Origin of the sequence: Xenophilus arseniciresistens, from assembly GCF_028023875.1 — a bacterium.
Classification (GTDB): Bacteria; Pseudomonadota; Gammaproteobacteria; order Burkholderiales; family Burkholderiaceae_C; genus Xenophilus; species Xenophilus arseniciresistens.
In genome coordinates, this window is sequence record NZ_JAQIPB010000003.1 from 479,252 (window position 1) to 505,951 (window position 26,700).

Below are 26,700 nucleotides of genomic sequence, written 5' to 3' on the forward strand. Positions count from 1 at the left end.
CAAGATAGCCCTCCGTCGGACTGGATGGGATGATGGTGGCTGAGCGCCATTACTTGGCCTGGATGTGCTCGGTACCGTCCCACCCAGGCTCGGCCGGCTGGGCGAGCAACAAGGCTACGCGCTCCGCATAGAGCTGGTAAAGGACATTTTTCTCGTCGCGCTTGCGCAGCGACTGCAGCAGTTGCTGCGCAAGCAGCCATTGTCGTGTCAGGTAGGCGTGCCGCACCTGTTGCCATTGCGACAGCTCGGCAAGCAGCGCCTCGTCGGCCTGGCTTGCCAGACCGCGCGGCGCATGGATGAGCACGGCCTGCTGCTTGCCCTTGACGCGCACGCGGTCAAGCTCCTGCCACAGATAGGCGCTGGCGCTGCCGGCGGTCTCGGGGCCGACGACGATATCGACGCCATAGCGCTCGCCCAGCCCTTCCAGCCGCGAAGCCAGGTTGACGGCATCGCCGATCACGGTGTAGCTGCGCCGGAGCGTGGAGCCCATGTCGCCCACCATCATCAGCCCGGTGTTCAGCCCGATGCCCAGCTGCACGGGCGGCAGGCCCTGGCCCTGGTGGTCGCGGTTGATGCTGGCCACCTCTGCCACCAGCTGGCAGGCGGCGTCCACGGCCAGCGTCGCGTGCTCGGGCGTGTCGACCGGCGCGCCCCAGAACGCCATGACGCAGTCGCCCATGTATTTGTCCACCGTGCCGCGGTGCGCGGCAATGACCGTGGCCAGCCTGCTGAAGATGTCGTTGAGCAGCGGCTGCAACTGCTGCGGCGCCATGCCCTCCGACAGGCGCGTGAAGCCACGCATGTCGCAGAACATCACCGTGAGCTGCTTGCTTTCGGCACGCATGCTGTAGCGCTCGGGGTCCTGCAGCATCTGGCCCACCAGCTGCGGCGGCACATAGGAGCCGAACAGGCGCACCAGGCTGCGCCGCGTGCGGGCTTCCACGAAATAGTCCCAGGCCATGTTCGACGCCAGCGCCAGCGCCACCGCCAGCAGCATCGCCGCCAGGGGTATCACCATGCCCTCGCGCAGGTACAGCCACTGCGTGACGGCCACCACGGCTGCCGTGCCCAGCACCACCACCAGCAGCATGGTGGAAATCCTGAACACCGCCAGCCCGATGGCCAGCCCCCCCACCAGCACCACGACAGCCAGGGCCACGAAGGCGTCGGCATGCAGCGGAACATGCAGGAAGCGGCCATCCATCAGGGCCGACAGCACGCTGGCATGGACTTCCACCCCAGGCAGGGTGGCGTTGACGGGCGTGACGCTCAGGTCATTGAGCCCCGCAGCACTGGTGCCGATCAGAACGGCCTTGCCCTGAAGTTCGCCAGGCGCCAGCCGCCCCTCGAGCACATCCGCGGCCGAGACATAGCGGTAGATGCCGCCCTGCGGCCCGCCGCTGTGGCGATAGGGCACCAGAATGCGCCCCATGGCATCGACGGGCACCACGCGCTGGCCCGCTGCGGACTGCAGAAGCAGGGACTGCAGCCGCGGCGGGTCACCGGCCCCGCCCGCGTCCACCGAGACCGCAAGCTGCGCGCCGAGCCAGCGCCTGTAGACGGCCAGGCTCAGGGCTTCGTAATAGCCGCCCTTATCGGCCTCTTCTGCGTTGGGAGGCGCATAGCGTCCCAGAAGCGGCACTTCGCGCACCATGCCGTCCGCCTGCGGGTCCAGCACCACATTCAGGAAGCCTGCGGGCGCCACCTTGGCCAGTTGCGGCAGGCTGGTGCCGTAATGGCTCCAGCGCGGTACGTGGTCTGCGGCGGCGGGCAGCAGCCCCGTCGGCAAGACGGCAGGCGGCAGCACCCCCGCGCTGCCACCCGCGGCGGCAGCCCCATCGCTCTGCGTGAAGTAGAAGCCCAGCACGGCCGGCTGGTCGCGCAGCGCCTGCGCGAACAGGCGCTCGGAGTCCGTCGTGGCGGCCAGCTGCTCGAGTTGCGCCATCACGGCGCTGTTGCCGGCCAGAGGCCCCTCACGCAAGGCCTGCAGCACGGCTTGGGCGGCGCTGCGCTCCCTTTCGACGAACATGATGTCGAAGCCCAGCACACCGGCCTGCTGCCGCACGGTCAGCTCGCGCGTCAGCGCAGCCAGCCGGTCGCGCGTCCATGGCCACTGGCCGTATTGCAGCAGGCTGGCGTCATCGATGTCCACGATGACGACGCGCGGGTCGGCCTGCTGGGACGCGGTCAGGCGCAGCCGCGCGTCATAGATGAATGCGTCCAGCGCCTGGATGACCGGAAGCTGCATCCAGCCGCCAAGGTGGGCCAGCACCAGAACCAGGGGCAGCAGGGACAGCACGATGCGCGGCCCCTGGCGCGGGCGCCACTTCATGGCGAGCACCGCCCCTTCAGCCTGGGCATCCGATCGGGTCGCCCGCCGGCATTCACGGCAAGCAGGCCTCGTCAGCCCTGCACGAATTGCATGCGCGTGCCGCCGAGCTCGAGCACATCGCCATCCTGCAGCGCGACCGCCGTGCTGCCGATCGCCTCGCCGTTGAGCAGGGTTCCGCCGTCGATGGGCGCCACCACATAGCCCTGCAGCCTGCGGGTGACCGCGGCCACCGCCACGCCGGGCTTTCCGATGGTGGTGACCACCTTGTGCAAGGCCACTTCCTGGCCGGCCCCGGCACCGGTGAGCATGCGGATCATGGCCGGACCGGAGCCCCCCAGAGGCACGGGCGCGGTGTTGCTGGAAGCGAGCGACAGGGACGGCGGCACCGCCATGGCAGGCGCAACACGTGCGGACATGGGCGTGGTACTGACCTCGTTGCTATTGAGGTAGCGGACCTTGTACTTGCCGATCTCGATGACGTCGCTGTGGGTCAGCAAGTGGCGCCGAACCGCGCGGCCACTCACATAGGTGCCGTTGGTGCTGTTCAGGTCCTCGAGATAGACATCGGCACCGATCATGTGGAACGCCGCGTGCTCGCCGCTCACGGCGAGGTTGTCGATCACGATGTCGTTGTAGGGCCTGCGGCCCAGGGTGGTCCGCTCCTTGACCAGCAGGACTTCCTTGAGGACGACCTCATCGATGGCAACCACCAGCTTCGGCATGGCCGAACTCCTCTGCGCGTCTTATTGGGAAAGCTTCGGGCTTCGCACTCCACGCTAAGCCGGGCCTGGGGCCGGCGCCTGGGCCGCCTGCGCGAGCAAGACCGAAATATTGTCTTTGCCGCCATTCTCGTTGGCCGCTGCAACCAAAAGTGTTGCCTTCTGAGCCAAAGACACTTTTTGTGACAAAATTGCCGCGATTGCAGAGTCTGTGACCATCTCGCTGAGCCCATCGGAGCACAGCAAGAAAAGATCGGCCGCTTCGACCCCATGCTCGTCGACGTCCAGATCGACCTCGCGCTCGATGCCCAGCGCGCGCGTCACCAGGTTGCGATAGGGGAACTGCTCGGCCTGTTCCTGCGTGATCTCACCCGAATCCAGTCGCTCCTGCAGCAGGGAATGGTCCCGGGTCAGCAGGGTCAGGGCGCCCTGCCGCCAGCGGTAGCAGCGGGAATCCCCGATGTGGCCCACCACGGCCCGGTCGGTGCCGAAAGCCGCCAGCACCAGCGTGGTTCCCATGCCGCGCAATTGTGGATTGGCCGCGCTGGCCTCATAGATGGCGGCATTGGTCTCATCCACGCATTTCTGCATGGCGCGGCGCATGCTGCGCAGGGGCAGCGGCGTGGCGGTGTGCGCCAGCCAGCGCCCGAAGCCCGCCTGCAGCAGGGCGATGGCCATCCCGCTGGCCACCTCCCCGCCGTTGTAGCCACCCATGCCATCGGCCAGAACGGCCAAACCCAGGCTGGGATCAAAGGCAATGGCGTCTTCGTTGTTGCCACGCACCCGCCCCGGGTCCGTCAGCGCCGCGAACTCCCAGCCGGGCGCGGACGCAGGCGCCAACGGCGCCAGACGGGAGGAGGAAGGCTGAACACTCATCAGGCCTCGATCATCGCAGCAGCCACGCCGGTTGTGGCGCGCGGCCATCAAAAATGTGTTTGAAAGTTTCCAGCACAGCGCTGCGCGTTTGACCTGAGCGCAGCATGGCGGGGCGGCCCGCGGCGCACGCGCGTGCGCTGCGGTGCATTCCAGGCCACCGGTTGGGAGCGCTTACTTGCCCAGAATCACCCGCGCAAACTTGCGCTTGCCCACTTGGACCACATAGGAGCCCGCCTCGAGCTTCAGGCCCTTGTCGCTGATGACCACCGAATCCACGCGCACGCCGCCGCCGTCGATCAGGCGGTTGCCCTCGGAGGTGGAAGGCGCCAGGCCGGCCTGCTTGAGCAGGTGGGCGATGCCCAGCGGCGCACCGCCCAGCTGGACTTCGGGGATCTGCTCCGGCACGCCGCCCCGGCTGCGATTGGCAAAATCCTGCTCGGCCGCATCAGCCGCCTGGGCGCTGTGGAAGCGCGTGGTGATCTCGCGCGCCAGCAGCACCTTGGCGTCCTTGGGATTGCGCCCGCCCGCCACCTCGGCCTTCAGGGACGCAATGTCTTCCAGCGAGCGGAAGCTCAGCAAGGTGAACCACTTCCACATCAGTTCGTCGGAGATGGACAGCACCTTGGCGAACATGCTGTTGGGCTCTTCCGAGATGCCGATGTAGTTGTTCTTGCTCTTGGACATCTTCTCCACGCCGTCCAGCCCCTCGAGCAGCGGCATGGTCAGGATGCACTGCGGCTCCTGCCCGTATTCCTGCTGCAGGTGGCGGCCCATCAGCAGGTTGAACTTCTGGTCGGTGCCGCCCAGCTCCAGATCGGCCTTCAGCGCCACCGAGTCATAGCCCTGCATGAGCGGATACAGGAACTCATGCACGGAAATCGACTGGCCGCCCTTGAACCGCTTGTCGAAGTCGTCGCGCTCCATCATGCGGGCGACGGTGTACTTGGCCGCCAGCTGGATCAGGCCGCGCGCGCCCAGTGCATCGCTCCATTCGCTGTTGTAGCGGATCTCGGTACGGGCCGGGTCCAGCACCAGGCTGGCCTGCTGGTAGTAGGTCTGGGCATTGGCCTCGATCTGCTCGCGCGTGAGCGGCGGGCGCGTGCTGTTGCGCCCCGAAGGGTCGCCGATGGTGGAGGTGAAGTCCCCGATCAGGAAGATGACCGTGTGGCCCAGGTCCTGGAGCTGGCGCATCTTGTTCAGCACCACCGTGTGGCCCAAATGGATGTCGGGCGCCGTGGGATCCAGGCCCAGCTTGATGCGCAGTGGCTGCCCGGTGGCTTCGGACCGCTGCAGCTTCTTGACCCATTCGTCCTGGGGCAGCAACTCCTCCACGCCGCGCAGCGAAATCGAAAGTGCCTGTCCTACATCAAGTGAGGACGCGCGACTAGTAACAAACGCAGAATTCATCAGATTTTTCGCGGTGGAAACAACGCTGCTGGCTATACTTCCGCAGCTTTTTGCGGGCGCGCCATTCTACGGGCGTCGCTCCCCTCGCCCCGGTTGCACGTCTGGCCCGCTTCTTGCGCCTGGCAATCGGTTGACGATACCGCGCAGGATTTCAGAGTTGTCCAAACTGATCAACGGCATTCTGGCCGCCGAGGAGCTTGTTGCCTCCCGAGTGGTCCGAACCTTCAAGAGTTATCCCCGGCAAATCGGTGCCGCCATTGCAGGCTTGCTGCTGTGCGCCGGCGGCGGCGCCTTCGCAGTCGCCACGCTGGACCAGAACGTGGCTGCACTGCCCGTGCAACAGGTCTTCGAGTCGGTGGCCCCGCTGTCGCTCGAATCGCAAAGCAGCGAACTCGACCGCTTCAGCTTCACGCTGTTCCGCACCGACGCCACCCGCGCCAGCGACACGGCCGAGGCCCTGCTGGGCCGCCTGGGCGCCAGCGATGCGGCCGCGGCCAGCTTCATCCGCGGCAATGCGGAGGCCCGCAATGCGCTGTTCAGCCGCGTGGGCCGCACGGTGTCTGCCGAGCTCAACCATGACCAGCGGCTGAACCGCCTGCTGGCGCGCTGGATTCCCGACGGCAACGGCGGCTTCAAGCGCCTGGTGGTGGAGCGCCAGGGCGAAGGCTTCGGCGTGCGCCACGAGGCCGAAACCCTGGTCGCCACCAGCCGGCTGTCCAGCGGCGTGATCCGCAGCACCCTCTTTGCCGCCACCGACGCCGCCGCCCTGCCCGACTCCGTCGCGAGCCAGCTGGCCGACATCTTTGCCGCCGACGTGGACTTCCGCCAGTTGCGCAAGGGTGATCGCTTTGCCGTGCTCTACGAGAGCTTCGAAGCCGACGGCCAATCGCTGCGCGCCGGCCGCGTGCTGGCGGCCGAGTTCGAAAGCAACGGCCGCACCTTCCAGGCCATGTGGTACCAGGAGCCCGGCCAGCAAAAGGGCAGCTACTACCGCCCCAGCGGCGAAAGCCTGCGCAAGGCTTACCTGGCCTCGCCCGTGGAATTCACCCGCGTGTCCAGCGGCTTTGCCATGCGCACGCACCCCATCCTGAACACCTGGCGCCAGCACAACGGCGTCGACTATGCGGCTCCCACCGGCACGCCCGTGCGCACCGTGGGCGATGGCGTGGTCGACTTCGCCGGTCGCCAGAACGGCTACGGCAACATCGTCGTGGTCACGCATCGCAACAAGCAGCAGACCGCCTACGCCCACCTGTCGCGCATCGACGTGCGCGAGGGCCAGAGCGTGAGCCAGGGCCAGACGCTGGGCGCCGTCGGCGCCACTGGCTGGGCCACCGGCCCGCACCTGCATTTCGAGTTCCGCATCGACGGCCAGCCGCACGATCCGACGGCCATCGCGCAGCAGAACGAAGGTGGCATGCCCATCACCGCAGCTGCGCGCCCGGCCTTCGACAAGCTGGCCCAGGCCAACCGCACCGAACTGGCGGCCGCCTTCTCTGTGGTGCAGGCCAACGCCAACTGAGGCCAGCAGCGCCTGCCCACCCACCCCAAAGCGCCGCCACTGCGGCGCTTTTTTTCATGAGGCTTTCGCATGCAGCAGGGCGCTCTGTACATCGGGCTCATGTCCGGCACCTCGATGGACGGCATCGATGCGGTGCTCGCGCGGATCCATGACCGGCAGGTGCAGGTCCAGGCCCATGCCTGCGCCGATTTCGACCCGGCCTTGCGGGCCGAGCTGCTGGCCCTGAACAGTGCCGGCGGCACGGACGAACTCCACCGCGCCGCACTGGCCGCCAACAGCCTGGCCCGCAGTTGCGGCGCGCTGGTGCGCAGGCTGCTTGCGCAGGAAGGCCTCGCTGCCGAACACATCACCGCCATCGGCGCCCACGGCCAGACCGTGCGGCACCAGCCCGGCATGCACGACGGAACGGGCTACACGCTGCAGCTCAACAATCCCGCGCTGCTGGCCGAAGAGACGGGCATCGACGTGGTGGCCGACTTCCGCAGCCGCGACGTGGCCGCGGGCGGCCAGGGCGCCCCGCTGGTGCCGGCCTTCCATGCAGCGCTGTTCAGCCGGCCGCACGAGGCCGTGGCCGTGCTCAACCTGGGCGGCATCGCCAACCTGAGCCTGCTGCCGCCCGGCGAGGACCACGGCACACCGGTTCGCGGCTTCGACTGCGGACCGGCCAATGCGCTGCTGGATCACTGGGCGCAGCGGCATCTGGGCCAGGCTTATGACGCGCAGGGCGCCTGGGCCGCCGGCGGCAAGGTCGACACCGAACTGCTCGCACTGTGCCTGCAGGAGCCCTACTTCGCCCTGCCGCTGCCCAAGAGCACGGGGCGCGACCTCTTCCACGCGCAATGGCTCGATGCGCGCCTCGCGCAGCTGCAGGTGGCGCCCGGGCCGCAGGACGTGCAGGCGACGCTGGCCGAGCTCACGGCCCGCAGCTGCGCCGAGGCCCTGCTGCGCCACGCGCCGCAAAGCCAGGCCCTGCTGGTGTGCGGCGGCGGCGCCCGCAATGCAGACCTGATGGATCGGTTGCGCCGCCTCCTGCCTGCCACGCCGCCCGAACCCACCGACGCCCACGGCCTGCCGGCCCAACAGGTGGAAGCCACGGCCTTCGCGTGGCTGGCGCATCTGTGCCTGTCGCGAGTCGCCGGCAACCTGCCGGCAGTGACGGGCGCGCGCGGCTTGCGCGTGCTGGGCGCCCTCCATCCGCGCTGAGCGCGCCGCACGGCTTTCAGCGCTGGCCCGAGACCTCGGGCCCTTCCAGCTCGGGCACGCGCGCCTGCGGCGGCAGATGCCAGAAGACCACCGCCGACACCATGGTGATGAGGCCCACGGTGGTGAAAGTGGCCTCGAAAGCCCGCTGCGCCGCGCCCGCGCCTGCCGCCGCGAAGGCGTCGCTGAAACCTGCCAGCACGGCGCCAGCCACCGCCACGCCCAGGCTCATGGCCAGCATCTGCACCATCGACAGCAGGCTGTTGCCGCTGCTGGCGCTGGCACCGTCCAGGTCCTTGAGCGTGATGGTGTTCATGGCCGTGAACTGCAGCGAATTGAAGGCGCCGAACACCGATAGCAGCAGCACATGCAGCCAGATCGGCGTCCCGGGCCCCGCCAGCGCAAAGCTGGCCATGAGCGCGCCGATGATCAGGGTGTTGACCACCAGCACGTTGCGATAGCCAAAGCGCAGGATCAGGGGCGTGGCGCCCCGCTTCATGGCCATGCCCGCCAAAGCAGTGGGCAGCATCATCAATCCCGCATGCAGCGGCGTGTAGCCCAGCGACACCTGCAGCGACACCGGGATCAGAAAAGGCATGGCCCCGCTGCCCAGCCGGCAGAACAGATTGCCTAAAAGGCCCACGCTCAGCGTGCGCACCCTGAACAGCAGCGGCGAAAACAGCGGCCGCTGCGCGCGTGCCGCATGCAGCCAATAGACCGTGAGCGCCGCCAGCCCGAACACCGCCAGCACGAAGCCGCCGCCGCGGCCCAGCCCCATCTGGGCACTGCCCTCCACCGCCAGCGAAATGGCCACCATGGCCGTGGCCAGCAGCGCATAGCCCGCCACATCGAAGCGCACCTGCTCGGGCGCCCGCACGTCCGGCATGTAGCGCAGGGTGGCCACCAGGCCTACGAGGCCGACGGGCAGGTTGATCAGGAAGATCCAGTGCCAGGACGCCGCCTGCACCAGCCAGCCGCCCAGCGTCGGGCCCAGCAGCGGTCCGATCAGCCCCGGCACGGCGACGAAGCTCATGGCCTGAAGAAACTCGCCGCGCGGCACCGTGCGCAACACGGCCAGGCGCCCCACAGGCAGCAGCAAGGCGCCCCCGATGCCCTGCACCACCCGCGCCGCCACCAGCGTGGGCAGCGTCGCCGCCAGCGCGCAGGCCAGCGAGCCCAGCGAGAAGACCGCGATGGCGCACATGAAAACCCGGCGCGTGCCAAAGCGGTCCGCCAGCCAGCCCGAGGCCGGAATCAGCATGGCCATGGTCAGCGAGTAGCCCACCACCACCGACTGCATGCGCAGCGGGCTTTCGCCCAGGCTGGCGGCCATCGCCGGCAATGCCGTGTTGATGATGGTCGCATCCAGCGCCTGCATGAAAAAGCCGATGGCGACGAGCCACAGCAACAGGCGGGAAGAAGGCGCGGCGGTGGTGGCGGGGGCAGAAGCTGGAGGCATGGACACCGATGGAGCAGCGCAGGCCCCATGAAAAAAGCCGCCCGTGGGCGGCTGACGTACGTGGGGTAGCGCCCCCGTCCCTCAGGTCGAGAAGCTCGAGCCGCAGCCGCAGGTCGTGGTCGCGTTCGGGTTCTTGATCACGAACTGGGCGCCCTGCAGGTCTTCCTTGTAGTCGATCTCGGCTCCGACGAGGTACTGGTAGCTCATCGCATCGATGAGCAGGGACACGCCATTCTTGGTCATGGTCGTGTCGTCCTCGTTGGTGATCTCGTCGAAGGTGAACCCGTACTGGAAGCCCGAGCAGCCGCCGCCCTGCACGAACACGCGCAGCTTCAGGTCGGGATTGCCTTCCTCGGCGATCAGGTCAGCCACCTTGGCGGCGGCACTGTCCGTGAAAACGATGGGTTCGGGCATGGCCTCGGTCGAGGCAACAGTTTCTTCGGCAACAGCACTCATGGCAGGTACTCCGTGGGGACCACATCGGCCAGAAAAGCCGTGCAGCCAAGGTGTGGAATGCTAACGCAGACAAAGAAAAACCGCCCGGAGGGCGGTTTTTCTGCAGCAAGGGCAGCCAAGCGTATGAGATTTGCGTCGCGAGCCGCCGCAGGGCAAGGCGCAAACCGGAACCGGACTCCAGTCCGGTGAGGATTTGCAACGCCGCCATGCGGTGGCGCAGTAGCAAAGCTCAGCGCTTGGAGAATTGCTTGCGACGGCGGGCAGAGTGCAGACCGACCTTCTTGCGTTCCACTTCGCGAGCGTCACGCGTGACGAAACCAGCCTGGCTCAGCACCGGCTTGAGGTTTGCGTCGTAGTCGATCAGGGCACGGGTGATGCCGTGGCGCGTGGCGCCGGCCTGGCCCGATTCGCCGCCGCCATGGACGTTGACCTGGATGTCGAAGGTTTCGACGTTGTCGGTCAGCACCAGGGGCTGCTTGGCGATCATGATCGAGGTTTGACGACCGAAGAACTCTTCGATGGCCTTGCCGTTCACCGTGATCTTGCCGGTACCCTTCTTGAGAAACACACGAGCGACGCTGGACTTGCGACGGCCGGTGCCATTGTTCCAATCACCAATCATCTCAAGACTCCTCAGATTTCCAGCGGCTTGGGCTGCTGGGCGGTGTGCGGGTGCTCCGCGCCGCCGTAGACCTTCAGCTTCTTGATCATGGCGTAGCCCAGAGGACCCTTGGGCAGCATGCCCTTGACGGCCTTCTCGAGCGCACGGCCAGGATGCTTGGCTTGCAGATCGCGGAAGTTGGTGGCGGTGATGCCGCCGGGGAAGCCCGAATGACGGTAGTACACCTTGTCGAGCGACTTGGTGCCGGTGACCTTGAGCTTGGAAGCGTTGACGATGACGATGAAATCGCCGGTGTCGACGTGAGGCGTGTAAATGGCCTTGTGCTTGCCGCGCAGTCGGTGGGCCACTTCGCTGGCGACCCGTCCGAGAACCTTATCGGTTGCGTCAATCACAAACCACTCGTGCACGACCTCAGCGGGCTTTGCGCTGAAAGTAGACATGAGTTTTCCTTGAGGGAAAGAGGTTTGCAAAGGGCCCTTTTCCACGGTCGGTCTTCCTCTGAAGGGAGCTCTTAGGTGGGAGGGAGTCGGTCTGGCGCGCGCTAGGGTTGCCCCCAAACGCCCCAAAACCGCAATCTTTGCCGCGGGACCCGAAAATCGCTGCAAAGCCCGCCATTATAGGCGGGCGCTGGAATCCGGCGCAATTCCCCAGTCCGCGCGGTTAGCATTGGCCCATCATGTTCAGCTACCGACACGCCTTCCACGCCGGCAACCATGCCGACGTGCTCAAACACACGGTGCTGATTGCGGCCCTGGAGCGCCTGCTTGAAAAGGAGGCTCCGCTGACGGTCGTGGACACCCATGCCGGCGCGGGGCTGTACCGGCTCGACGGCGACTATGCCGGCACCAGCGGCGAGGCCGCCCAGGGGGTGCTGCGCCTGCTGAACCCGAGCAACGACACCCAGCCGGCAGCAAAGAAACCGGCGGTGCCCGAAGAGCCCGCGCCCGCCCTGGCCCGCTATCTGGAGCTGGTGCGCAGCTTCAACCGCGCCGGCCAGGCCCGCGTCTACCCTGGCTCTCCGTTCATCACCCAGCACCTGCTGCGCGAGCAGGACAAGCTCAAGCTCTATGAGCTGCACCCCACCGACGCGCGCACGCTGGATGCCAACATCGCCCAGCTCGAGGCCGGCCGCCAGGTGGCCGTGCTGCGCGAAGACGGCTTTGGCAGCGCCACCAAGTTCCTGCCGCCGCCCTCGCGCCGCGCGCTGGTGCTGACCGACCCGAGCTACGAACTCAAGACCGATTACGCGCGCACCGCGGCCTTCGTGGCCGAAGCCCTCAAGCGCTTTGCCACCGGCGTGTACACGGTCTGGTATCCGATCATTCCGCGGCCCGAGGCGCACGAGCTGCCGCGCCGCCTGAAGACGCTGGCCACCAAGGCCGGCAAGCCCTGGCTGCATGCCACGCTGACGGTGAAGTCCAGCAAGATCGCCGCCACGCCCGACGGCCAGGGCAAGCGCCCCGGGCTGCCAGCCAGCGGCATGTTCCTGATCAACCCGCCCTTCACCCTGGCCGAACAGCTGCGCCCGGCACTGGCCCAGATGGCCGTGTGGCTGGCCCAGGACCGCAACGCCGGCTTCACGCTCGAACACGGCGGCTGAGCGCCGCGCCTCGTCGCGCGCAATCAGCGCCGAGCCCGCGGATTGCGCGGCGCGGCGGCGGGGCGCCGGGCGGGCGCCGCCGGCTTGCTCTGCGCCGGCCTCACGGGCTCGGCCCGGGGCGGCTCGACTTCGGCGCCGGCCACCGACGCGCCTGCGCAGCGGCCGCCCTGCGTGCCGATCAGCGTCAGGCTGACCTGCTTGATGCCCGTGTCGATCATGTCCAGCGCCTCGGCGGCCGCCTGGCTCAGGTCGATCACGCGGCCGGGCACGAAGGGGCCGCGGTCGTTCACGCGCACCAGCACTTCCTTGCCGTTGACGAGGCTGCGCACGCACACGCGCGTGTTGAAGGGCAGGGTCTTGTGGGCGGCGGTCATGCCGCGGATGTCGAAGCGCTCACCGCTGGCCGTGCGCCGCTGGTGGAACTGGATGCCGTAGTAGGAGGCGCCGCCGCGCTGGTACACCTCACCGGGCGGCTCGTCGCCGGGCACGCCGTCGTCGGGCTCGTCCTCGGTGCGGCCAATGGCCAGGTCGTAGCGCGCCTGCGGCACCAGGCTGCGCGGCGCATCGGCCGGCGTGCCGGGCTGGCGTGCAAGTGGGCGCAGGGGCGGGGCAGGCTCTGCCGGCGCCTGCGCATCGTCGGGCGGCGGCACGGCGGCACAGGCCGCAAGCAAGGCCAGGGCCGCCAGGGTGAGCGCCGGCCGCAGGCCCCGCAGCGGCGCGCCGAAGCGCCGCCACCGCGAGGACCCGACCTGCGCCCCCTTCATGCCGCCCAGCCCAGCCGCTGCAGCACGCCCAGCGTGGCCTGCGACTGGTTCATGGTGTAGAAATGCAGCGCCGGTGCGCCGCCGGCCTGCAGGCGCTCGCACAGCCCGGCCACCACATCGAGGCCGAAGGCCTTGATGGAGGCCGCATCGTCGCCAAAACCCTGCAGCCGCAGCCGGATCCAGCGCGGGATCTCGGCGCCGCAGGCGTCGGAAAAGCGCATCAGCTGCGTGGAACTGATGATGGGCATGATGCCCGGCACGATGGGCAGGTCGAGGCCCTTGGCGCGCGCATCGTCCACGAAGCGGAAGTAGGCCTCGGGGCTGAAGAAATACTGCGTGATGGCCGAATCGGCACCAGAGCGCACCTTGGCCGCGAAGGCCTGCAGGTCGGCGTCGGCCGAACGGGCCTGCGGATGCACTTCCGGATAGGCCGCCACTTCGATGTGGAAGTCGCTGCCAGTCTCGGCACGGATGAAGGCCACCAGATCGCTGGCGTACTGGAACTCGCCGCCGATGCCGTAGCCGCTGGGCAGATCGCCGCGCAGGGCCACCAGGCGCTTCACGCCCAGGGCCTTGAGCTCGGCCAACTGCGCACGCACGGTGTCGCGCGTGGCGCCGATGCACGAGAAATGGCTGGCCGCGTCCACGCCCTCGGCCAAGATCTCCTTCACGGCCCCAAAGGTGCCGGCTTGCGTGGAGCCGCCTGCGCCATAGGTGACCGAGCAGAACTCGGGCTTCATCGCATAGAGCTGCGCGCGCACCGCGCGCAGCTTGACCACGCCCTCGGGCGTCTTCGGCGGAAAGAATTCAAAGCTCAGTGGCAGGCGCATCGCCCCCTCCTTCGCTGCTGGTGCCCTGCCGGGCATGAATGAAGAACTCGCGGTTGCCGTCCCCGCCCGCGATGGGGCTGGGCAGCCAGTGTTGCACGCGCAGGCCGCAGGCCTGGGCTGCTTCGTGCAGCCGCGCCTGCACTTGTGCGTAAAGCTGCACGTCGCGCACGATGCCGCCCTTGCCGATCTGCGCCGGCTGCAACTCGAACTGCGGCTTGACCAGCATGAGCAGGTCGCCGCCTTCGCGCAGCAGCGGCGCCAGCGCGGGCAGCACCAGCGTGAGCGAGATGAAGGACAGGTCGCCCACGATCAGGTCGAAGCCCACCGGCGCCCGGCCCGCGAAGGGCGCGGCATCGCGCAGCTGCGCGGGCTCGAGCGCGCGCGCGTTGCACTTCTCGATGGCCGTGACCCGCGCGTCGCCGGCCAGCCGCGCATGCAGTTGGCCATGGCCGACGTCCACGCCCACCACATGGGCGGCGCCCTGCTGCAGCAGGCAGTCGGTGAAGCCGCCCGTGGACTGGCCCACGTCCAGGCACAGCCGGCCGGTCACCGGCACGGCCGTGGCCGCCAGCGCGCCTTCGAGCTTGAGCCCGCCACGCGAGACATAGCGCGCCTCGGCCGCATCGGCCAATTCAAGCTCGGCCCCTTCGGGCAGCTCCTCGCCGCTCTTGGCCACACTGCGCCAGGGTTGCGCCGCATGCGCGCGCCAGCGCAGCCCGCCCGCGATCAGGCGCGCTGCCTGGGAGCGCGAAGCGGCCAGGCCGCGTGCGACAAGAAGCTGATCGGCTCGCATCTGCTTGCTGGGCGCCCGCCGGCTTTCAAGCCAGGCGCAAGGCCCAAGCACCTCGTGCGCTCAATACCTGTACGTATCGGGCTTGTACGGGCCCTGCACCGGCACGCCGATGTAGGCGGCCTGCTCCTTCGTGAGCTTGGTCAGCTCGGCACCCAGCTTGGACAGCTGCAGGCGCGCGACCTTCTCGTCCAGGTGCTTGGGCAGCACGTAGACCTGGCCGACCTTGTACTCCTTGGGCTTGGTGAACAGCTCGATCTGGGCGATGGTCTGGTTCGCGAAGCTCGACGACATCACGTAGCTCGGGTGGCCCGTGCCGCAGCCCAGGTTCACCAGACGGCCCTTGGCCAGCAGGATGATGCGCTTGGCGGGTTTGCGACCCACCTTGGGGAAGATCACGTGGTCGACCTGCGGCTTGATCTCTTCCCACTGGCAGCTCTTCTCCAGCGAGGCGACGTCGATCTCGTTGTCGAAGTGGCCGATGTTGCAGACGATGGCCTGGTCCTTCATGGCCACCATGTGCTCGTAGCGGATCACATCGCGGTTGCCCGTGGTGGTCACGAAGATGTCGGCCTTGTCGGCGGCGTACTCCATGGTCACGACCCGGTAGCCTTCCATGGCGGCCTGCAGCGCGTTGATGGGGTCGATCTCGGTCACCCACACCTGGGCGCTGAGTGCGCGCAGCGCCTGGGCCGAGCCCTTGCCCACGTCGCCGTAGCCGCAGACCACGGCCACCTTGCCCGCGATCATCACGTCGGTGGCGCGCTTGATGCCGTCCACCAGCGACTCGCGGCAGCCATACAGGTTGTCGAACTTGCTCTTGGTGACCGAGTCGTTGACGTTGATGGCGCGCATCTGCAGCGTGCCGTTGGCCGACATCTCGTTGAGGCGGTGCACGCCCGTGGTGGTCTCCTCGGTCACGCCGATGATGTTCTTCAGGCGGCGGCTGTACCAGGTCGGGTCTTCCTTGAGCTTGGCCTTGATGGCGGCATGCAGGATCTTTTCTTCCTCGCTCTTGGCGCGGCCCAGGGCCTTGATGTCCTTCTCGGCCTTGGCACCCAGGTGCATCAGCAAGGTGGCGTCGCCGCCGTCGTCCAGGATCATGTTCGGGCCTTCGGTCTTGCTGCCCTTGGGGCCGAACTCGAAGATGCGATGCGTGTAGTCCCAGTAGTCCGTGAGGGTCTCGCCCTTGATCGCGAACACCGGCGTGCCGGCCGCGGCGATCGCGGCTGCGGCGTGGTCCTGGGTCGAGAAGATGTTGCACGAGGCCCAGCGCACCTGCGCGCCCAGTGCCTGCAGCGTTTCGATCAGCACCGCCGTCTGGATCGTCATGTGCAGCGAACCCGTGATGCGCGCGCCCTTGAGCGGCTGGCTCCTGGCGAACTCGTCGCGGATGGCCATCAGGCCGGGCATCTCGGTTTCGGCAATTGCGATCTCCTTGCGGCCCCAGGGCGCAAGTCCCAGGTCTGCGATGGCGCAATCGGCGTTGGTCAGTTGTTTGGAAGTGGCAGGCGCGTTCATCAATGCTCCATACGGCAGGTTGAAGACGACCACGTTCTGGGGAAAACTCACCGCACAGAGCCGTGGGCGAGCGTCGTTGCAGGAAGAAATCTGCTCCGAGCCTCGCACCCGCTGGGCCCGTGGGCCCGGGGCGCTGCAACGCTCCTCGGAGGAAGGGCGCGATTATAGGGAGGCAAGTTTTGGCACGGTTTCGACGAGCGCGCCGCTTCGGCCTACGCCGCACGGCCAGCCCTGGCGGCGCCCGGCCATCCGCCATTCGGCCAGGCCCGTCAATCGACATATCATGTCAAAAATCGATTGACATGATATGTCGGCGTCCGCATACTGCGATCACAGCAGCCTGCACTGCATCCATCGATCCACAGGAGGGTTCATGACCGCTTTGCTTCATCAACTGAGCAACCTGGACACGCTGACGTCGGCGCTGATGGGCGGCGTGGCCGTGCAGCTGCAGCCCATTGCCGGCGAGGTGCCGGTGATCCAGGTCTGCATCGAAGGGCGCGACGAGCTGCCCATCTTCGTCACCTGCTCGGACACGCAGTTCATCTGCCTGTGCTACCTGTGGACCGACGAGGACGTGCGGCCCGAGCGCCGCGCCGAGCTGCATGAAGCCCTGCTGGACCTGAACCCCTCGGTGCCGCTGTCTTCCTTCGGCCGCGTGGGCGGGCGCTATGTGCTGGGCGGCGCGCTCTCGCGCAGCGCTCGCGCCGAAGACGTGGCGCATGAAGTGGCCGTGCTCAGCGACAACGCGCTGGACGCCCTGGATGCGCTGGCCGAGTTCCTGCGCTGATGCCTTCCCCACGCTTCCTCACGAACACCACCGGAGCCGAACATGACCGTCATCAAGAAACTCGTCACCCTGCTGCGCGGCAGCGCGCGTGAACTGGGCCAGAGCGTGGTCGACGACAACGCCACGCGCATCTACGAGCAGGAGATCGTCGACGCCAAGGCCAGCATCAGCGAGGCCAAGACCGAGCTGACCGCCGTGATGGCCAAGGAGATGCAGACCGCGCGCGACATCGAACGCATCAAGGGCGAGATCCGCCGCCATGAAGACATGGCGCTGCAGGCGCTGGACAAGACCGAGGAAGGCCTGGCCCTGAAGGTGGCCGAGCGCGTGGCCGGCCTGGAGGCCGAGCTGCAGGCGCAGACGCAGGCCCATGCCGGCTTTGCGGTGCAGGTGCAGCGGCTGAAGAACCTGATCCGCAGCGCCGAGGCCCGCGTGCGCGAGCACGAGCGCGAGATCGGCATCGCCAAAACCACCGAGAGCGTGTACCGCGCCACGCAGAGCATCTCCGACAGCATCGGCAGCACGGGCTCCAGGCTCACGAGCGCGCGCGAGTCACTGGACCGCATCAAGAAGCGCCACGAGGACCTGGCCGACCGCATGGCCGCCGCCGAGGCGCTGGACAAGGAGTTCGGCCACAAGGCGCTCGAGCAGGAGCTGGCGGCCGCCGGCATCGGCGAGAACGACAAGGCGCGCGCCGAATCGGTGATGGCTCGCCTGCGCGCGCGCCAGGCCGCCGCGGCTGCGGCCAAGGACGGCGGCACGCCCGCGGCCTGAGGCCATCGTCCCCACACGCCCCAAGGACCTCGCGTCACACGCCCGTCACGCGCATGAGCAACAACAACAGCAGCAGCACGAGCAAGAGAAAGACGCCGGCGCGCTGGCAGGGCTCTGAGTCGGCCCTGCATGCGGTGCAGGTGGCTTTTGACGTGGAGATCGCGGTGATGGAGGCCATCCGCATCGCGGCCTTCCACGAGAACGTGTCCACCTCGCAGCAGATCCGCAGCGTGCTGGGCCTGCCCGTGGCGGCGCGGCCCAAGAGGCCGCGCCTGACGGTCACCTTGGACGAGTCCGACTACGCCCTGCTGGCCCAACGCTACGGCCTCGCGCCCGATGACCGATTGGGCATCAAGGAGGCGGCCACGCGCGAGCTGATCGCCTTCGTGCCTCCTCCCGCGCCGCCGCGCACATCGACGTCTCGAAAGCCCCGGAAAGGCTGACCCCCAACGCCGCCCGGCCCCAGGGAGCCGGCCCACCACAACCATTCGCCAACGCACAACAAACACAACACCATGCGCGAATTCCTCTCCGTCATCTTCGGCTTTCCGACCTTCCTCTACAGCCTCGCGCTGGTGGTCGTGCTGGTGTACTGGATCGCCGCCGTCATCGGCCTGGTCGACTTCGGCGAAAGCAGCATCGACCTGGACATCGCCGAGCACGCCGACGTGAGCGTGGACGACCTGGGCACCATCGCCGGCTACGTGGTGGCCTTCGGCCTGTCGGGCGTGCCCTTCTCCATCGTGGTCACGCTGCTGGTGGTGATCGGCTGGACGCTGAGCACGCTGGCCGGCATCTGGGTGCTGGCCTGGGTGCCCACGCTGCCCTTGCAGATCGTGGCCGGGCTCGTGGTGCTCGGCGCCTGCTTCGCGCTGTCCATCGTGATCGCCGCGCGCATCGTGCGGCCGCTGCGCGGCGCCTTCGTGACCGAGTACGCGCGCCACAACAGCGACCTGATCGGCCAGACCTGCACCATCACCACCGGCAGCGTGGACGAGAAGCAGGGCTATGCCCAGGTGGCGCAGCGCGGCGCCGGCCTCTTGATCCAGGTCTGGGCGCCCAGCCCCAACACGCTTGAGCGCGGCAGCCAGGCGCTGATCGTGGAATACGACGGCGCCGCGCGGCGCTACCTGGTCCAGCCGATGGACGCAGTGGCCTGAGCAGCACTCAGCACCACGGCGCCCGCCCCTTTTCCTTCTCCTCACAGAGCCTCAGCATGTCCTCTTCGATCATCACCTTCGTGGTCCTGGCCGTCATCGCGGTCATCGTGATCTTCGGCATCTTCGCGATGTTCTCCCGCTTCTATCACAAGGTGGAGCAGGGTCACGCACTGATCATCAACCCCTTCCGCGGGGACCCCAAGGTCACCTTCACGGGCGGGCTGGTGCTGCCCATCATCAACAAGGCCGAGCTGATGGACATCTCGATCAAGACCATCGAGATCGACCGCTCGGGCGACCAGGGCCTGATCTGCGCCGACAACATCCGCGCCGACATCAAGGTGAAGTTCTTCGTGCGCGTGAACCAGACCTCCGAAGACGTGCTGCACGTCGCGCAGTCCATCGGCTGCGACCGCGCCTCCAATCAGAGCACGCTGGAAGACCTGTTCTCGGCCAAGTTCTCCGAGGCGCTCAAGACCGTGGGCAAGGCCATGGACTTCGTGGACCTGTACGACGCGCGCGACGTCTTCCGCGACAAGATCATGAGCCAGATCGGCAACGACCTCTCGGGCTACGTGCTCGAAAGCTCGGCCATCGACTACCTGGAGCAGACGCCGCTGGCGCGCCTGGACTCCAACAACATCCTCGACGCGCAGGGCATCAAGAAGATCACCCAGCTCACGGCCGTGGAACACGTGACCACCAACGAGCTGCGCCGCAACGAGGAAATGCAGATCAAGAAGAAGAACGTCGAGACGCAGGAAGCCCTGCTGGAGCTGGAGCGCCAGCAGGCCGATGCCACCGCCCGCCAGGCGCGTGAAGTGGCCAGCGTGCGCGCGCGCGAAGAGGCCGAAACCGCCAAGATCCAGGCCGAGGAGCGCACGCGCTCCGAAATGGCCCGGCTGCAGGCCGAGCAGCAGATCGCGGTGCAGAACGAGAACGTGCTGCGCGAAAAGGAAGTGGCCGAGAACAACCGCAAGCGCGCGGTGGTGATCGAGCAGGAACGCGTGACCCGCGCCCAGGACCTGGAAGTGGTGGCGCGCGAGAAGGAAGTGACGCTGCAGCGCATCGAAAAAGACAAGGCCGTCGAGGTGCAGAAGAAGGCCATTGCCGACGTGATCCGCGAGCGCATCGTGGTCGAGCGCACGGTGGCCGAGCAGGAAGAGGCGATCAAGGAAGTGCGTGAAGTGGCCGAAGCCGACCGCACACGCAAGGCCGTGGTGATCGGCGCCGAGGCAGCGGCCGAAGAGAAGGTCATCCTGGAAGTGAAGGCCGCCGAAGCGCAGGAGCGCAAGGCGCGCCACAAGGCCGCCGAAGACCTGGTGCTGGCCGACGCGCGCCTGAAGGTGGCCGAGCGTGAAGCCGAAGCCAAGAAGCGCGAGGCCGAGGGCATCGAGGCGCTGTCGGCCGCGCCGGGCCTGGCCGACGCCAAGGTGCAGGTGGCCGGCGCCAGCGCCAAGCTGGCGACCATGGAAGCCGAGGCCACCGGCACCGAGAAGGTGGGCCGTGCCCAGGCGCAGGTCAAGGAAGTGCAGGCCCAGGCCGAAGCGGTGGGCATCCGCGCCCGCATGGAAGCCGAAGCCGCCGGCAAGGAAAAGATCGGCCAGGCCGACGCGCTGGTGCGCACGGTGGACGCCGAGGCGCTGGCCAAGCTGGGCGATGCCGAGGCGCACAACATCGACGTGAAGTTCAACGCCGAGGCGCGCGGCCTGAAGGAGAAGTTCGAGGCCATGAAGGCCATGAGCCCCGAAACGCGCGAGCACGAGGAATACCGCATGCGCCTGGAGCGCGCGCACCTCGAGACGCTCAAGCAGATCGACGCGCAGCAGGCCATCGCCAAGGAACAGGCCGAAGTGCTGGGCATCGCGCTCAAGAACGCCAAGATCGACATCGTGGGCGGCCAGGGCGACTACTTCGACAGCTTCGTCAAGGCGCTGTCAGTGGGCAAGGGCATCGATGCGGCCGTCAACAAGAGCGACACGCTGCAGATCGCCTTCAAGGAACAGCTGGCCGGCGAACGCGATGTGGTCAACGACCTCTCGCAGCTGCTGGGCGCAGCGGGCCAGTCGGCCGGCGCGCTGCAGAACCTCAGCGTGTCGGCGCTGGTGGGCAAGGTGATGCGCGAAGGCTCCGACAGCCAGAAGCAGGCGCTGCAGAACCTGGTGCAGAGCTTCAGAAAGTAAGGCCGCCCGCACGGCCCCGTGGCGCGTTGGCGCACGGGGCAATCCGAAGTCGCCCTCACGCTCGCCCAACCGCTCAGTCGAACCTGCATGTCCAGCCCTTCCGCCCCCTCCGCTGACGCGAAAGACAGCGCCGCCATCGACGCCAGCGTCGCCGAAAGCAGCAGCTACGAGCTGCTCAAGAAGCGCCTGGAAACGCAGGGCGACCAGTTGCTGGCCAAGGCGCAGGCGCTCAATGCGCAGCGCATCGCGCACTTCGGCCAGCGCGAACAGCAACTGCTGCTGCGCACCCGCGCGCGCACCGAGCACAACTGCGTGGCGCGCGACCTGGCCTGGATCGGCGGCAATCGCCTGCTCTTTGGCTACAACGTGTTCATGGGCCTCAAGCGCGAGACGCGCGTGCAGGACGTGTTCGCGATCTACGAGCTGGCCCACCATGCGGCCGACAGCGCGGGCAACCCCGAAAGCGACGAGCTGGTGCAGGTGCCGCTGGACGACAGCTTCCTGGCCGATCCGCGCTTCGTCTCGGACTTCAACGAGCTCTACACCTACTACAAGCAGGCCACGCTGCAGCTGCTGCGGCCCACGCCCGAGTTCCTGCTGGCGGCCTTCCAGATCGGCCAGACCGCCGGCGACATCCGCGTGTTCCGCTGGAAGCGCGAGAACGACGGCTCGCTGAAATACGTGGACAACCGCGGCGAGCGCGACCTGATGCCGCCGCCCAGCCACGATTTCACGTGGACGCCGCTCACGCGCGAGCACCACATCGGTGGCGCCCATCCGCACATCAACGTGCTGGACACGCTTTTTGTCGAGACCACGGGCGGCACGCTGACCATCAAGGTCGAGAACAACACAGAAACGGGCCTGGGCATCTACGAAGAACCCGTGGACGACGCCAACCAGGCGCTGGGCGATGCCGAGATCGCCTATGCGCGGCTGGGCCTGCTGATCCTGCTGCAGGTGCGGCCCTACCGCGAACAGCAAACGCGCTACCTGGTCTACAACCAGCGCACGCAGCAGGTGCTGCGCATCGACGCCATCGGCGCCTCGTGCATGCAGCTGCCCGAGGACCACGGCATCATCTTCCCCGGCGGCTACTACCTGCAGTCGGGCGAACACAAGCGCTTCGACCTGCCGCCCGAGCTGACCGAGCAACTGCGCTTCACGCGCATGCTGCGCTCGCCCAATGGCGAAGACGTGGCCTACGTCTTCTACGGCACGGTGCCGCCGCCCCAGGGCAGCCCGGCCACGCTGGACGCGGGCTGCTACGCCATCTTCACCTACAACCTGATCGAGAAGTCGCTGGCCGCGCCCATCCTGGCCGACGGCTACAGCCGCTTTCCCGATGGCCGCCTGCTGGTCTTCCAGGCCGCGCGCGGCGAAGCCACGCGCGTGCACCCGATGCAGCTGTGGCAGACGCCCTTTGCCGCCGAAGAGCATGCGAGCCGGCAGCCGGCTGGTGCTGGCTTTTTCGCGAGAGTAGGCAATGCCGACCTGGTGCGCGGCGTGTCCGACCTGCTGAGCATTGCGCGCGCCGTGCGCGAGCAGGTGCCCACGCGCACCGCTTATGAAGACCTGATCCGCCAGTGCCTGCGCGCGCGCGACGCCTACTTCTGGCTCGATGCCGGCGAGGCCCAGAACACCGCCGCCGACCTGCAGGCCATCGAGCAGACCGCGCAGGCCACGCTGGGCGAGTTCGAGAAGGTCGAAAGCATCCGCCAGGACACGGCGCGTGCACTGCAGAAAGCCGAAGGCCAGCAGCGCGAGCTGATGACCGACATCGCCAGCCAGATGTGGCGCAGCCCGCAGGACTTCGTGCGCGCACTGGAGCGGCTGCGCCAGCGCCAGGGCGAGCTGCACCTGCTGCGGGAGCTGCGCTATGCCGACCTGCCGCGCATCGACGCCATGGCCGCACAACTGGCCACCGAGCAGCAGCGCGTGGGCGAGCGCGCGATGCAGTTCCTGTCGGACGAAAAGGCTTTCGACGGGCAGCGCAAGGCGCTGGCCGCCGTGGCCGCGGCGCTGCCGCAGGCCGCCACCGCCACGCTGCTGGGCGAGCAGCTTTCCGCGCTGGATGCCGAAGCCGCTGGCCTCGATCTGCTCAGCGAGCAGTTGGGCAACCTGCCGGGCGGCGACGCCGTGCAGCGCACCGCCATCCTGGACCGCATCGCGCTGCTGTATGCCGACATCAACCGCCTGCGCGCCGATGCGCGCGCACGCCGGCGCAACCTGGGTGCGGCCGAGCAGCGCGCCGAGTTCGGCGCCCAGTTCAAGCTCTTCGGCCAGGCCGTCGAAAACGCGCTGGAGCTGTCGGACACGCCCGAGAAGTGCGACGAGGCGCTCACGCGCTTGCTGGCGCAGCTCGAAGACATCGAAGGCCGCTTTGCCGAGCAGGAGGAATTCCTCGCCGACATCGCGACCCAGCGCGAGAGCGTGTACGAAGCCCTGTCGGCGCGGCGCCAGACCCTGGTCGAAGGCCAGCAACGCCGTGCCAAGGCGCTGGGCGATGCGGCGGGCCGCGTGCTCGACGGCGTGCCGCGCCGCGTGGCCGGCTTCACCGAGCTGGCGCAGGTCCACAGCTACTTTGCCGCCGACCCCATGCTGGCCAAGCTGCGCGAGCAGATCGCCGAGCTGCGCAAGCTCGGCGCCAGCGTGGCGGCCGACGACATCGACACGCGGCTGAAGACCGCGCGCGACCAGGCCGTGCGCGCGGTGCGCGACCAGCGCGAGCTTTCAGCCGGCAGCGAAGGCGGCATCAAGCTGGGCACGCACAGCTTCACCGTCAACAAGCAGCCGCTGGACCTGACCCTGGTGGGCCATGGCGAGGGCCTGGCCTGGCAGATCACGGGCACCGACTACCTCGCGCCCGCGCAGGACGCGCGGCTGGACGCACTGCGCCCCTTCTGGCAGCAGGCGCTGGTCTCTGAAACGCCGCAGCTCGCGCGCGCGGAGTTCCTCGCGGCCGAGTGGCTGACTGCCCTGGAGCGCGGCGAGGCCCAGCCGGGCTGGCCCGAGCTGCTGGTGCTGCTGGCCGAACATGCCAAGGCCGCCAGCACGGCCACCGACGCGCCGCCGCCCGCGGCGCTGCTCGATTCACTGCGCCGCTTTGCCGCCAGCCGCTACCAGGAGGGCTACCAGCGCGGCATCCATGACGATGACGCGCTGGCCATCGTGCGCGTGCTCGCGCCCATCCAGGACGCCGCCGGCCTGCTGGTGTACGGCCCGGCCGAACGCGCGCTGGCCAAGCTCTACTGGCACCTGGGCCTGCGCGAGGAAAGCCGCCTGTCGCTGGCCCGCCGCGCGCGCAGTGCCCAACACATCGCCCAGCTCTTTGCCCAGACCGCCGCGCGCGACACGCTGGAGCATGAAGCCGCACAAGGCCTGCGCCACTTCCTCGACGCCCAGCGCGTGCTGCAGCAGGAATGGCTGCCCGCGCTGGCGCAGGCCCTGGGCGTGGCGCTGGAGGCGGACGACCGCCACGACCCGCAGCGCGATGCCCTGCTGCAGACCCTGGCCGAAGAGGCCGCGGCCTATCTGGTGCGCGAACTCGCGCAGACCGAAGGCGCGGCCGACCTCACGCCCACGGCCCCGCACTGGGTGATCAGCAGCGCCGGCGAAGACCTGGCGCAGGCGCTGCAGCGCGCGCTGGACCGCGGTGGCCTGCAAGCGGCCTGGCAGCGCGACCTGCAGGCCGCCGAGCCGCTGGAGCGCTGGCGCCTGGCGCGCGGCTGGCTGCAGGCCTTCGCCCAGGCAGAAGGCGCGCAGCAGGCCCACCAGGCCATGGCGTGGATCGACGACGCCGCCACCGCGCTGAGCTTCGGCGGCCCGCGCCGCCGCGTGAATGCCGCGCTGGACGCCACCGTCAGCGGCCTGCGCAGCGAACACCCGCGCATCCGCGAAGCCGCCCTGGCCTTCAACCTCAACGACTTCCGCCGCCGCGTGCGCCACCACCGCAGCCATGCGGCGCGCGGCTTTGCCCAGTTGCAGGCGCTGCGGCACGAGTTGCTGGTGCAGGAGAAAAAGCGACTGCACCTGGAGCAGTTCCAGGCCAAGCCGCTGGCCACCTTCGTGCGCAATCGCCTGATCGACGAGGTGTACCTGCCGCTGATCGGCAACAACCTGGCCAAGCAGCTGGGCGCCGCGGGCGACAGCGCGCGCACCGACCGCATGGGCATGCTGCTGCTCATCTCCCCGCCCGGCTACGGCAAGACCACGATCATGGAATACGTGGCCAACCGGCTGGGCCTGGTCTTCGTGCGCATCAACTGCCCCGCGCTGGGCCACAGCGTGACCAGCATCGACCCCGGCACCGCACCCAACAGCGCCGCGCGCCAGGAGCTGGAAAAGCTCAACCTGGGCTTGGCCATGGGCTCCAACGTGATGCTGTACCTGGACGACATCCAGCACACGCACCCCGAGTTCTTGCAGAAGTTCATTGCGCTGGCCGACGGCACGCGCCGCATCGAGGGCGTGTGGCAGGGCCAGCCGCGAACCTGGGACATGCGCGGCAAGCGCTTTGCCATCGTCATGGCGGGCAACCCGTACACCGAGTCGGGTGACGTGTTCCGCATTCCCGACATGCTGGCCAACCGGGCCGACATCTACAACCTGGGCGACGTGCTCTCGGGCCGCGAGGCCGTGTTCGCGCTGTCGTACATCGAGAACAGCCTGACCTCGCACCCCGTCACGCAGCCACTGGCCTCGCGCGAGCCCAAGGACGTGCACCTGCTGGTGCGCCTGGCCCAGGGCGAGCAGATCGACGCCGGCAGCTTTGCGCACCCGTACAGCGCGGTGGAGATCGACGAACTCAAGGGCCTGCTGCAGCGCCTGTTCAAGGTGCGCGACGTGCTGCTGAAGGTGAACCTGGCGTACATCGAATCGGCCGCGCAGGACGACCGCTATCGCGAGAAGCCGCCCTTCCGCCTGCAGGGCAGCTACCGCAACATGGCCCGCCTGGCACCGCAGGTCACGCCGCTGATGCGCGACGACGAGATCGACGCGCTGCTGCGCGACCACTACCGCGGCGAGGCGCAGACGCTGACCACCGGCGCCGAAGAGAACCTGCTGGCGCTGGCGCACCTGATCGGCCGCGCCACGCCCGAGGAGCAGGCGCGCTGGCAGCAGATCCGCGAGGACTTCGTGCGCCAGCGCAAGCTGGGCGGCAGCGAGGACGACCCCAGCCTGCGCGTGACCAACGGCCTGCTGGACATCGCGCGCAGCGTCGACGCGCTGGCGCCAGCGCGCGAGCCCCTGGCCGACCTGGGCGCGCTGGCCCGGCAGCTTCAGGCCGGCAACACCGAAGCCCAGCAGCAGATGCGCGCCAGCCTCGACGCCAGCGCCGCCGCGCTGCAGGCCCTGCGCCAGAGCACCGAAGCGCTCAACACCCACAGCGACTCGGCCCAGAACCAGCGCATGGTCGACGCGCTGCTGTCGCTCTCGGTCACCTACCGCCAGCTGATCATGCCGCTGGTCAAAGCCGTGGAAACACGCATGGGAATGGACAGCGCGCAGGCCGACGTGGCGCGCGTGGAGGGGGAGATGGAGGCGCTGGAGAGGGCGCAGAAGGGGCGGCGGCAAGAGAGGAAGTAGCGCCACGCCGCCTTGGCGCATTGAGGCCAACGTTCATCCATCCATGTGAACAGGGGAGCGCATGAGAACACCTGCAAGCCAAAGCCGTACGCAACAGCGCCGCACC

General features: G+C 68.2%; 21 protein-coding genes and 1 riboswitch. Of the genes, 9 read left to right on the top strand and 12 right to left on the bottom strand.

Annotated features, from left to right (window positions below):
- Positions 1–49: 49 nt before the first annotated feature.
- The 4 genes from PGB34_RS10915 to tyrS form a co-directional block, all read right to left on the bottom strand.
- Entirely contained in the window at positions 50–2,332 is a 2,283-nt protein-coding gene (locus PGB34_RS10915; RefSeq protein ID WP_271428100.1) for a CHASE2 domain-containing protein, read from the bottom strand.
- Between the two features lie 71 nt (positions 2,333–2,403).
- The gene (locus tag PGB34_RS10920) at positions 2,404–3,054 is read right to left on the bottom strand and encodes an FHA domain-containing protein (RefSeq protein ID WP_271428101.1); all 651 of its coding nucleotides are present in this window, start codon (positions 3,052–3,054) and stop codon (positions 2,404–2,406) included.
- A 54-nt stretch (positions 3,055–3,108) separates the two neighbouring features.
- Positions 3,109–3,927, bottom strand: a complete 819-nt coding sequence (locus PGB34_RS10925) for a Stp1/IreP family PP2C-type Ser/Thr phosphatase (RefSeq protein WP_271428102.1) — start codon at positions 3,925–3,927, stop codon at positions 3,109–3,111.
- 171 nt (positions 3,928–4,098) lie between these two features.
- Complete coding sequence (gene tyrS, locus PGB34_RS10930) at positions 4,099–5,334, bottom strand: tyrosine--tRNA ligase (protein WP_271428103.1); 1,236 nt, start codon at positions 5,332–5,334, stop codon at positions 4,099–4,101.
- 166 nt (positions 5,335–5,500) lie between these two features.
- On the opposite strand from tyrS, the gene PGB34_RS10935 reads away from it, so the two are divergent.
- Both PGB34_RS10935 and PGB34_RS10940 read left to right on the top strand, forming a co-directional pair.
- On the top strand, positions 5,501–6,856 hold the full coding sequence (locus PGB34_RS10935) for a M23 family metallopeptidase (RefSeq protein WP_271428267.1): 1,356 nt from the start codon (positions 5,501–5,503) through the stop codon (positions 6,854–6,856).
- A gap of 69 nt (positions 6,857–6,925) precedes the next feature.
- On the top strand, positions 6,926–8,059 hold the full coding sequence (locus PGB34_RS10940) for an anhydro-N-acetylmuramic acid kinase (RefSeq protein ID WP_271428104.1): 1,134 nt from the start codon (positions 6,926–6,928) through the stop codon (positions 8,057–8,059).
- Positions 8,060–8,075: 16 nt separating this feature from the next.
- Here the strand turns inward: PGB34_RS10940 and mdtD are convergent, their stop codons facing one another.
- From mdtD to rplM, 4 genes are all read right to left on the bottom strand, one after another.
- Entirely contained in the window at positions 8,076–9,515 is a 1,440-nt protein-coding gene (gene mdtD, locus PGB34_RS10945; RefSeq protein ID WP_271428105.1) for a multidrug transporter subunit MdtD, read from the bottom strand.
- An 81-nt stretch (positions 9,516–9,596) separates the two neighbouring features.
- Positions 9,597–9,971, bottom strand: a complete 375-nt coding sequence (gene erpA / locus PGB34_RS10950; protein ID WP_271428106.1) for an iron-sulfur cluster insertion protein ErpA — start codon at positions 9,969–9,971, stop codon at positions 9,597–9,599.
- Positions 9,972–10,200: 229 nt separating this feature from the next.
- Entirely contained in the window at positions 10,201–10,593 is a 393-nt protein-coding gene (rpsI, locus tag PGB34_RS10955; protein ID WP_225783640.1) for a 30S ribosomal protein S9, read from the bottom strand.
- 11 nt (positions 10,594–10,604) lie between these two features.
- On the bottom strand, positions 10,605–11,033 hold the full coding sequence (gene rplM, locus PGB34_RS10960; protein ID WP_271428107.1) for a 50S ribosomal protein L13: 429 nt from the start codon (positions 11,031–11,033) through the stop codon (positions 10,605–10,607).
- 236 nt (positions 11,034–11,269) lie between these two features.
- Here rplM and PGB34_RS10965 point away from each other — a divergent pair, with 236 nt between their 5' ends.
- A complete protein-coding gene (locus PGB34_RS10965) occupies positions 11,270–12,193 on the top strand; it encodes a 23S rRNA (adenine(2030)-N(6))-methyltransferase RlmJ (RefSeq protein WP_271428108.1) in 924 nt (307 codons plus the stop codon).
- Positions 12,194–12,216: 23 nt separating this feature from the next.
- Here the strand turns inward: PGB34_RS10965 and PGB34_RS10970 are convergent, their stop codons facing one another.
- Genes PGB34_RS10970 through ahcY form a run of 4 tightly spaced genes read right to left on the bottom strand, consistent with a single transcriptional unit; the run spans position 12,217 to position 16,098 of the window.
- Positions 12,217–12,957: a septal ring lytic transglycosylase RlpA family protein gene (locus PGB34_RS10970; protein ID WP_271428109.1), complete on the bottom strand. Its 741-nt coding sequence runs from the start codon at positions 12,955–12,957 to the stop codon at positions 12,217–12,219.
- Positions 12,954–13,787, bottom strand: coding sequence for a methylenetetrahydrofolate reductase [NAD(P)H] (metF, locus tag PGB34_RS10975; protein WP_271428110.1), 834 nt, complete (start codon positions 13,785–13,787; stop codon positions 12,954–12,956). The genes PGB34_RS10970 and metF overlap by 4 nt, the downstream gene beginning before the upstream one ends.
- Positions 13,765–14,580, bottom strand: a complete 816-nt coding sequence (locus tag PGB34_RS10980) for a TlyA family RNA methyltransferase (RefSeq protein WP_271428111.1) — start codon at positions 14,578–14,580, stop codon at positions 13,765–13,767. Before PGB34_RS10980 ends, metF begins: the two co-directional genes overlap by 23 nt.
- 60 nt (positions 14,581–14,640) lie before the next feature.
- Positions 14,641–16,098, bottom strand: coding sequence for an adenosylhomocysteinase (gene ahcY, locus PGB34_RS10985; protein ID WP_271428112.1), 1,458 nt, complete (start codon positions 16,096–16,098; stop codon positions 14,641–14,643).
- Between the two features lie 61 nt (positions 16,099–16,159).
- Positions 16,160–16,251, bottom strand: a riboswitch (S-adenosyl-L-homocysteine riboswitch).
- A gap of 220 nt (positions 16,252–16,471) precedes the next feature.
- Here ahcY and PGB34_RS10990 point away from each other — a divergent pair.
- The 6 genes from PGB34_RS10990 to PGB34_RS11015 all read left to right on the top strand — a co-directional run bounded on the left by PGB34_RS10990 (position 16,472) and on the right by PGB34_RS11015 (position 26,594).
- Positions 16,472–16,888: a YjfI family protein gene (locus tag PGB34_RS10990; RefSeq protein WP_271428113.1), complete on the top strand. Its 417-nt coding sequence runs from the start codon at positions 16,472–16,474 to the stop codon at positions 16,886–16,888.
- A gap of 42 nt (positions 16,889–16,930) precedes the next feature.
- The gene (locus tag PGB34_RS10995) at positions 16,931–17,662 is read left to right on the top strand and encodes a PspA/IM30 family protein (protein ID WP_271428114.1); all 732 of its coding nucleotides are present in this window, start codon (positions 16,931–16,933) and stop codon (positions 17,660–17,662) included.
- Positions 17,663–17,715: 53 nt separating this feature from the next.
- A complete protein-coding gene (locus tag PGB34_RS11000; protein WP_271428115.1) occupies positions 17,716–18,105 on the top strand; it encodes a hypothetical protein in 390 nt (129 codons plus the stop codon).
- Between the two features lie 72 nt (positions 18,106–18,177).
- The gene (locus tag PGB34_RS11005) at positions 18,178–18,822 is read left to right on the top strand and encodes a ubiquinone biosynthesis protein (protein WP_271428116.1); all 645 of its coding nucleotides are present in this window, start codon (positions 18,178–18,180) and stop codon (positions 18,820–18,822) included.
- 56 nt (positions 18,823–18,878) lie between these two features.
- Positions 18,879–21,005, top strand: a complete 2,127-nt coding sequence (locus tag PGB34_RS11010; protein ID WP_271428117.1) for a hypothetical protein — start codon at positions 18,879–18,881, stop codon at positions 21,003–21,005.
- 87 nt (positions 21,006–21,092) lie between these two features.
- Positions 21,093–26,594 (top strand): DNA repair ATPase, encoded by a 5,502-nt coding sequence (locus PGB34_RS11015; protein WP_271428118.1) that lies wholly within the window; start codon positions 21,093–21,095, stop codon positions 26,592–26,594.
- Positions 26,595–26,700 lie beyond the last annotated feature (106 nt).

Bases quoted from the DNA above. Each gene is read 5' to 3' on its own strand.
- PGB34_RS10970 (WP_271428109.1), bottom strand. From the start codon at position 12,957: ATGAAGGGGGCGCAGGTCGGGTCCTCGCGGTGGCGGCGCTTCGGCGCG.
- PGB34_RS11010 (WP_271428117.1), top strand. From the start codon at position 18,879: ATGTCCTCTTCGATCATCACCTTCGTGGTCCTGGCCGTCATCGCGGTC.
- PGB34_RS10925 (WP_271428102.1), bottom strand. From the start codon at position 3,927: ATGAGTGTTCAGCCTTCCTCCTCCCGTCTGGCGCCGTTGGCGCCTGCG.
- PGB34_RS10965 (WP_271428108.1), top strand. From the start codon at position 11,270: ATGTTCAGCTACCGACACGCCTTCCACGCCGGCAACCATGCCGACGTG.
- PGB34_RS10920 (WP_271428101.1), bottom strand. From the start codon at position 3,054: ATGCCGAAGCTGGTGGTTGCCATCGATGAGGTCGTCCTCAAGGAAGTC.
- PGB34_RS11015 (WP_271428118.1), top strand. From the start codon at position 21,093: ATGTCCAGCCCTTCCGCCCCCTCCGCTGACGCGAAAGACAGCGCCGCC.
- rplM (WP_271428107.1), bottom strand. From the start codon at position 11,033: ATGTCTACTTTCAGCGCAAAGCCCGCTGAGGTCGTGCACGAGTGGTTT.
- erpA (WP_271428106.1), bottom strand. From the start codon at position 9,971: ATGAGTGCTGTTGCCGAAGAAACTGTTGCCTCGACCGAGGCCATGCCC.
- metF (WP_271428110.1), bottom strand. From the start codon at position 13,787: ATGCGCCTGCCACTGAGCTTTGAATTCTTTCCGCCGAAGACGCCCGAG.
- PGB34_RS11000 (WP_271428115.1), top strand. From the start codon at position 17,716: ATGAGCAACAACAACAGCAGCAGCACGAGCAAGAGAAAGACGCCGGCG.
- PGB34_RS10940 (WP_271428104.1), top strand. From the start codon at position 6,926: ATGCAGCAGGGCGCTCTGTACATCGGGCTCATGTCCGGCACCTCGATG.
- PGB34_RS10915 (WP_271428100.1), bottom strand. From the start codon at position 2,332: ATGAAGTGGCGCCCGCGCCAGGGGCCGCGCATCGTGCTGTCCCTGCTG.
- tyrS (WP_271428103.1), bottom strand. From the start codon at position 5,334: ATGAATTCTGCGTTTGTTACTAGTCGCGCGTCCTCACTTGATGTAGGA.
- ahcY (WP_271428112.1), bottom strand. From the start codon at position 16,098: ATGAACGCGCCTGCCACTTCCAAACAACTGACCAACGCCGATTGCGCC.
- PGB34_RS11005 (WP_271428116.1), top strand. From the start codon at position 18,178: ATGCGCGAATTCCTCTCCGTCATCTTCGGCTTTCCGACCTTCCTCTAC.
- rpsI (WP_225783640.1), bottom strand. From the start codon at position 10,593: ATGATTGGTGATTGGAACAATGGCACCGGCCGTCGCAAGTCCAGCGTC.
- mdtD (WP_271428105.1), bottom strand. From the start codon at position 9,515: ATGCCTCCAGCTTCTGCCCCCGCCACCACCGCCGCGCCTTCTTCCCGC.
- PGB34_RS10980 (WP_271428111.1), bottom strand. From the start codon at position 14,580: ATGCGAGCCGATCAGCTTCTTGTCGCACGCGGCCTGGCCGCTTCGCGC.
- PGB34_RS10995 (WP_271428114.1), top strand. From the start codon at position 16,931: ATGACCGTCATCAAGAAACTCGTCACCCTGCTGCGCGGCAGCGCGCGT.
- PGB34_RS10990 (WP_271428113.1), top strand. From the start codon at position 16,472: ATGACCGCTTTGCTTCATCAACTGAGCAACCTGGACACGCTGACGTCG.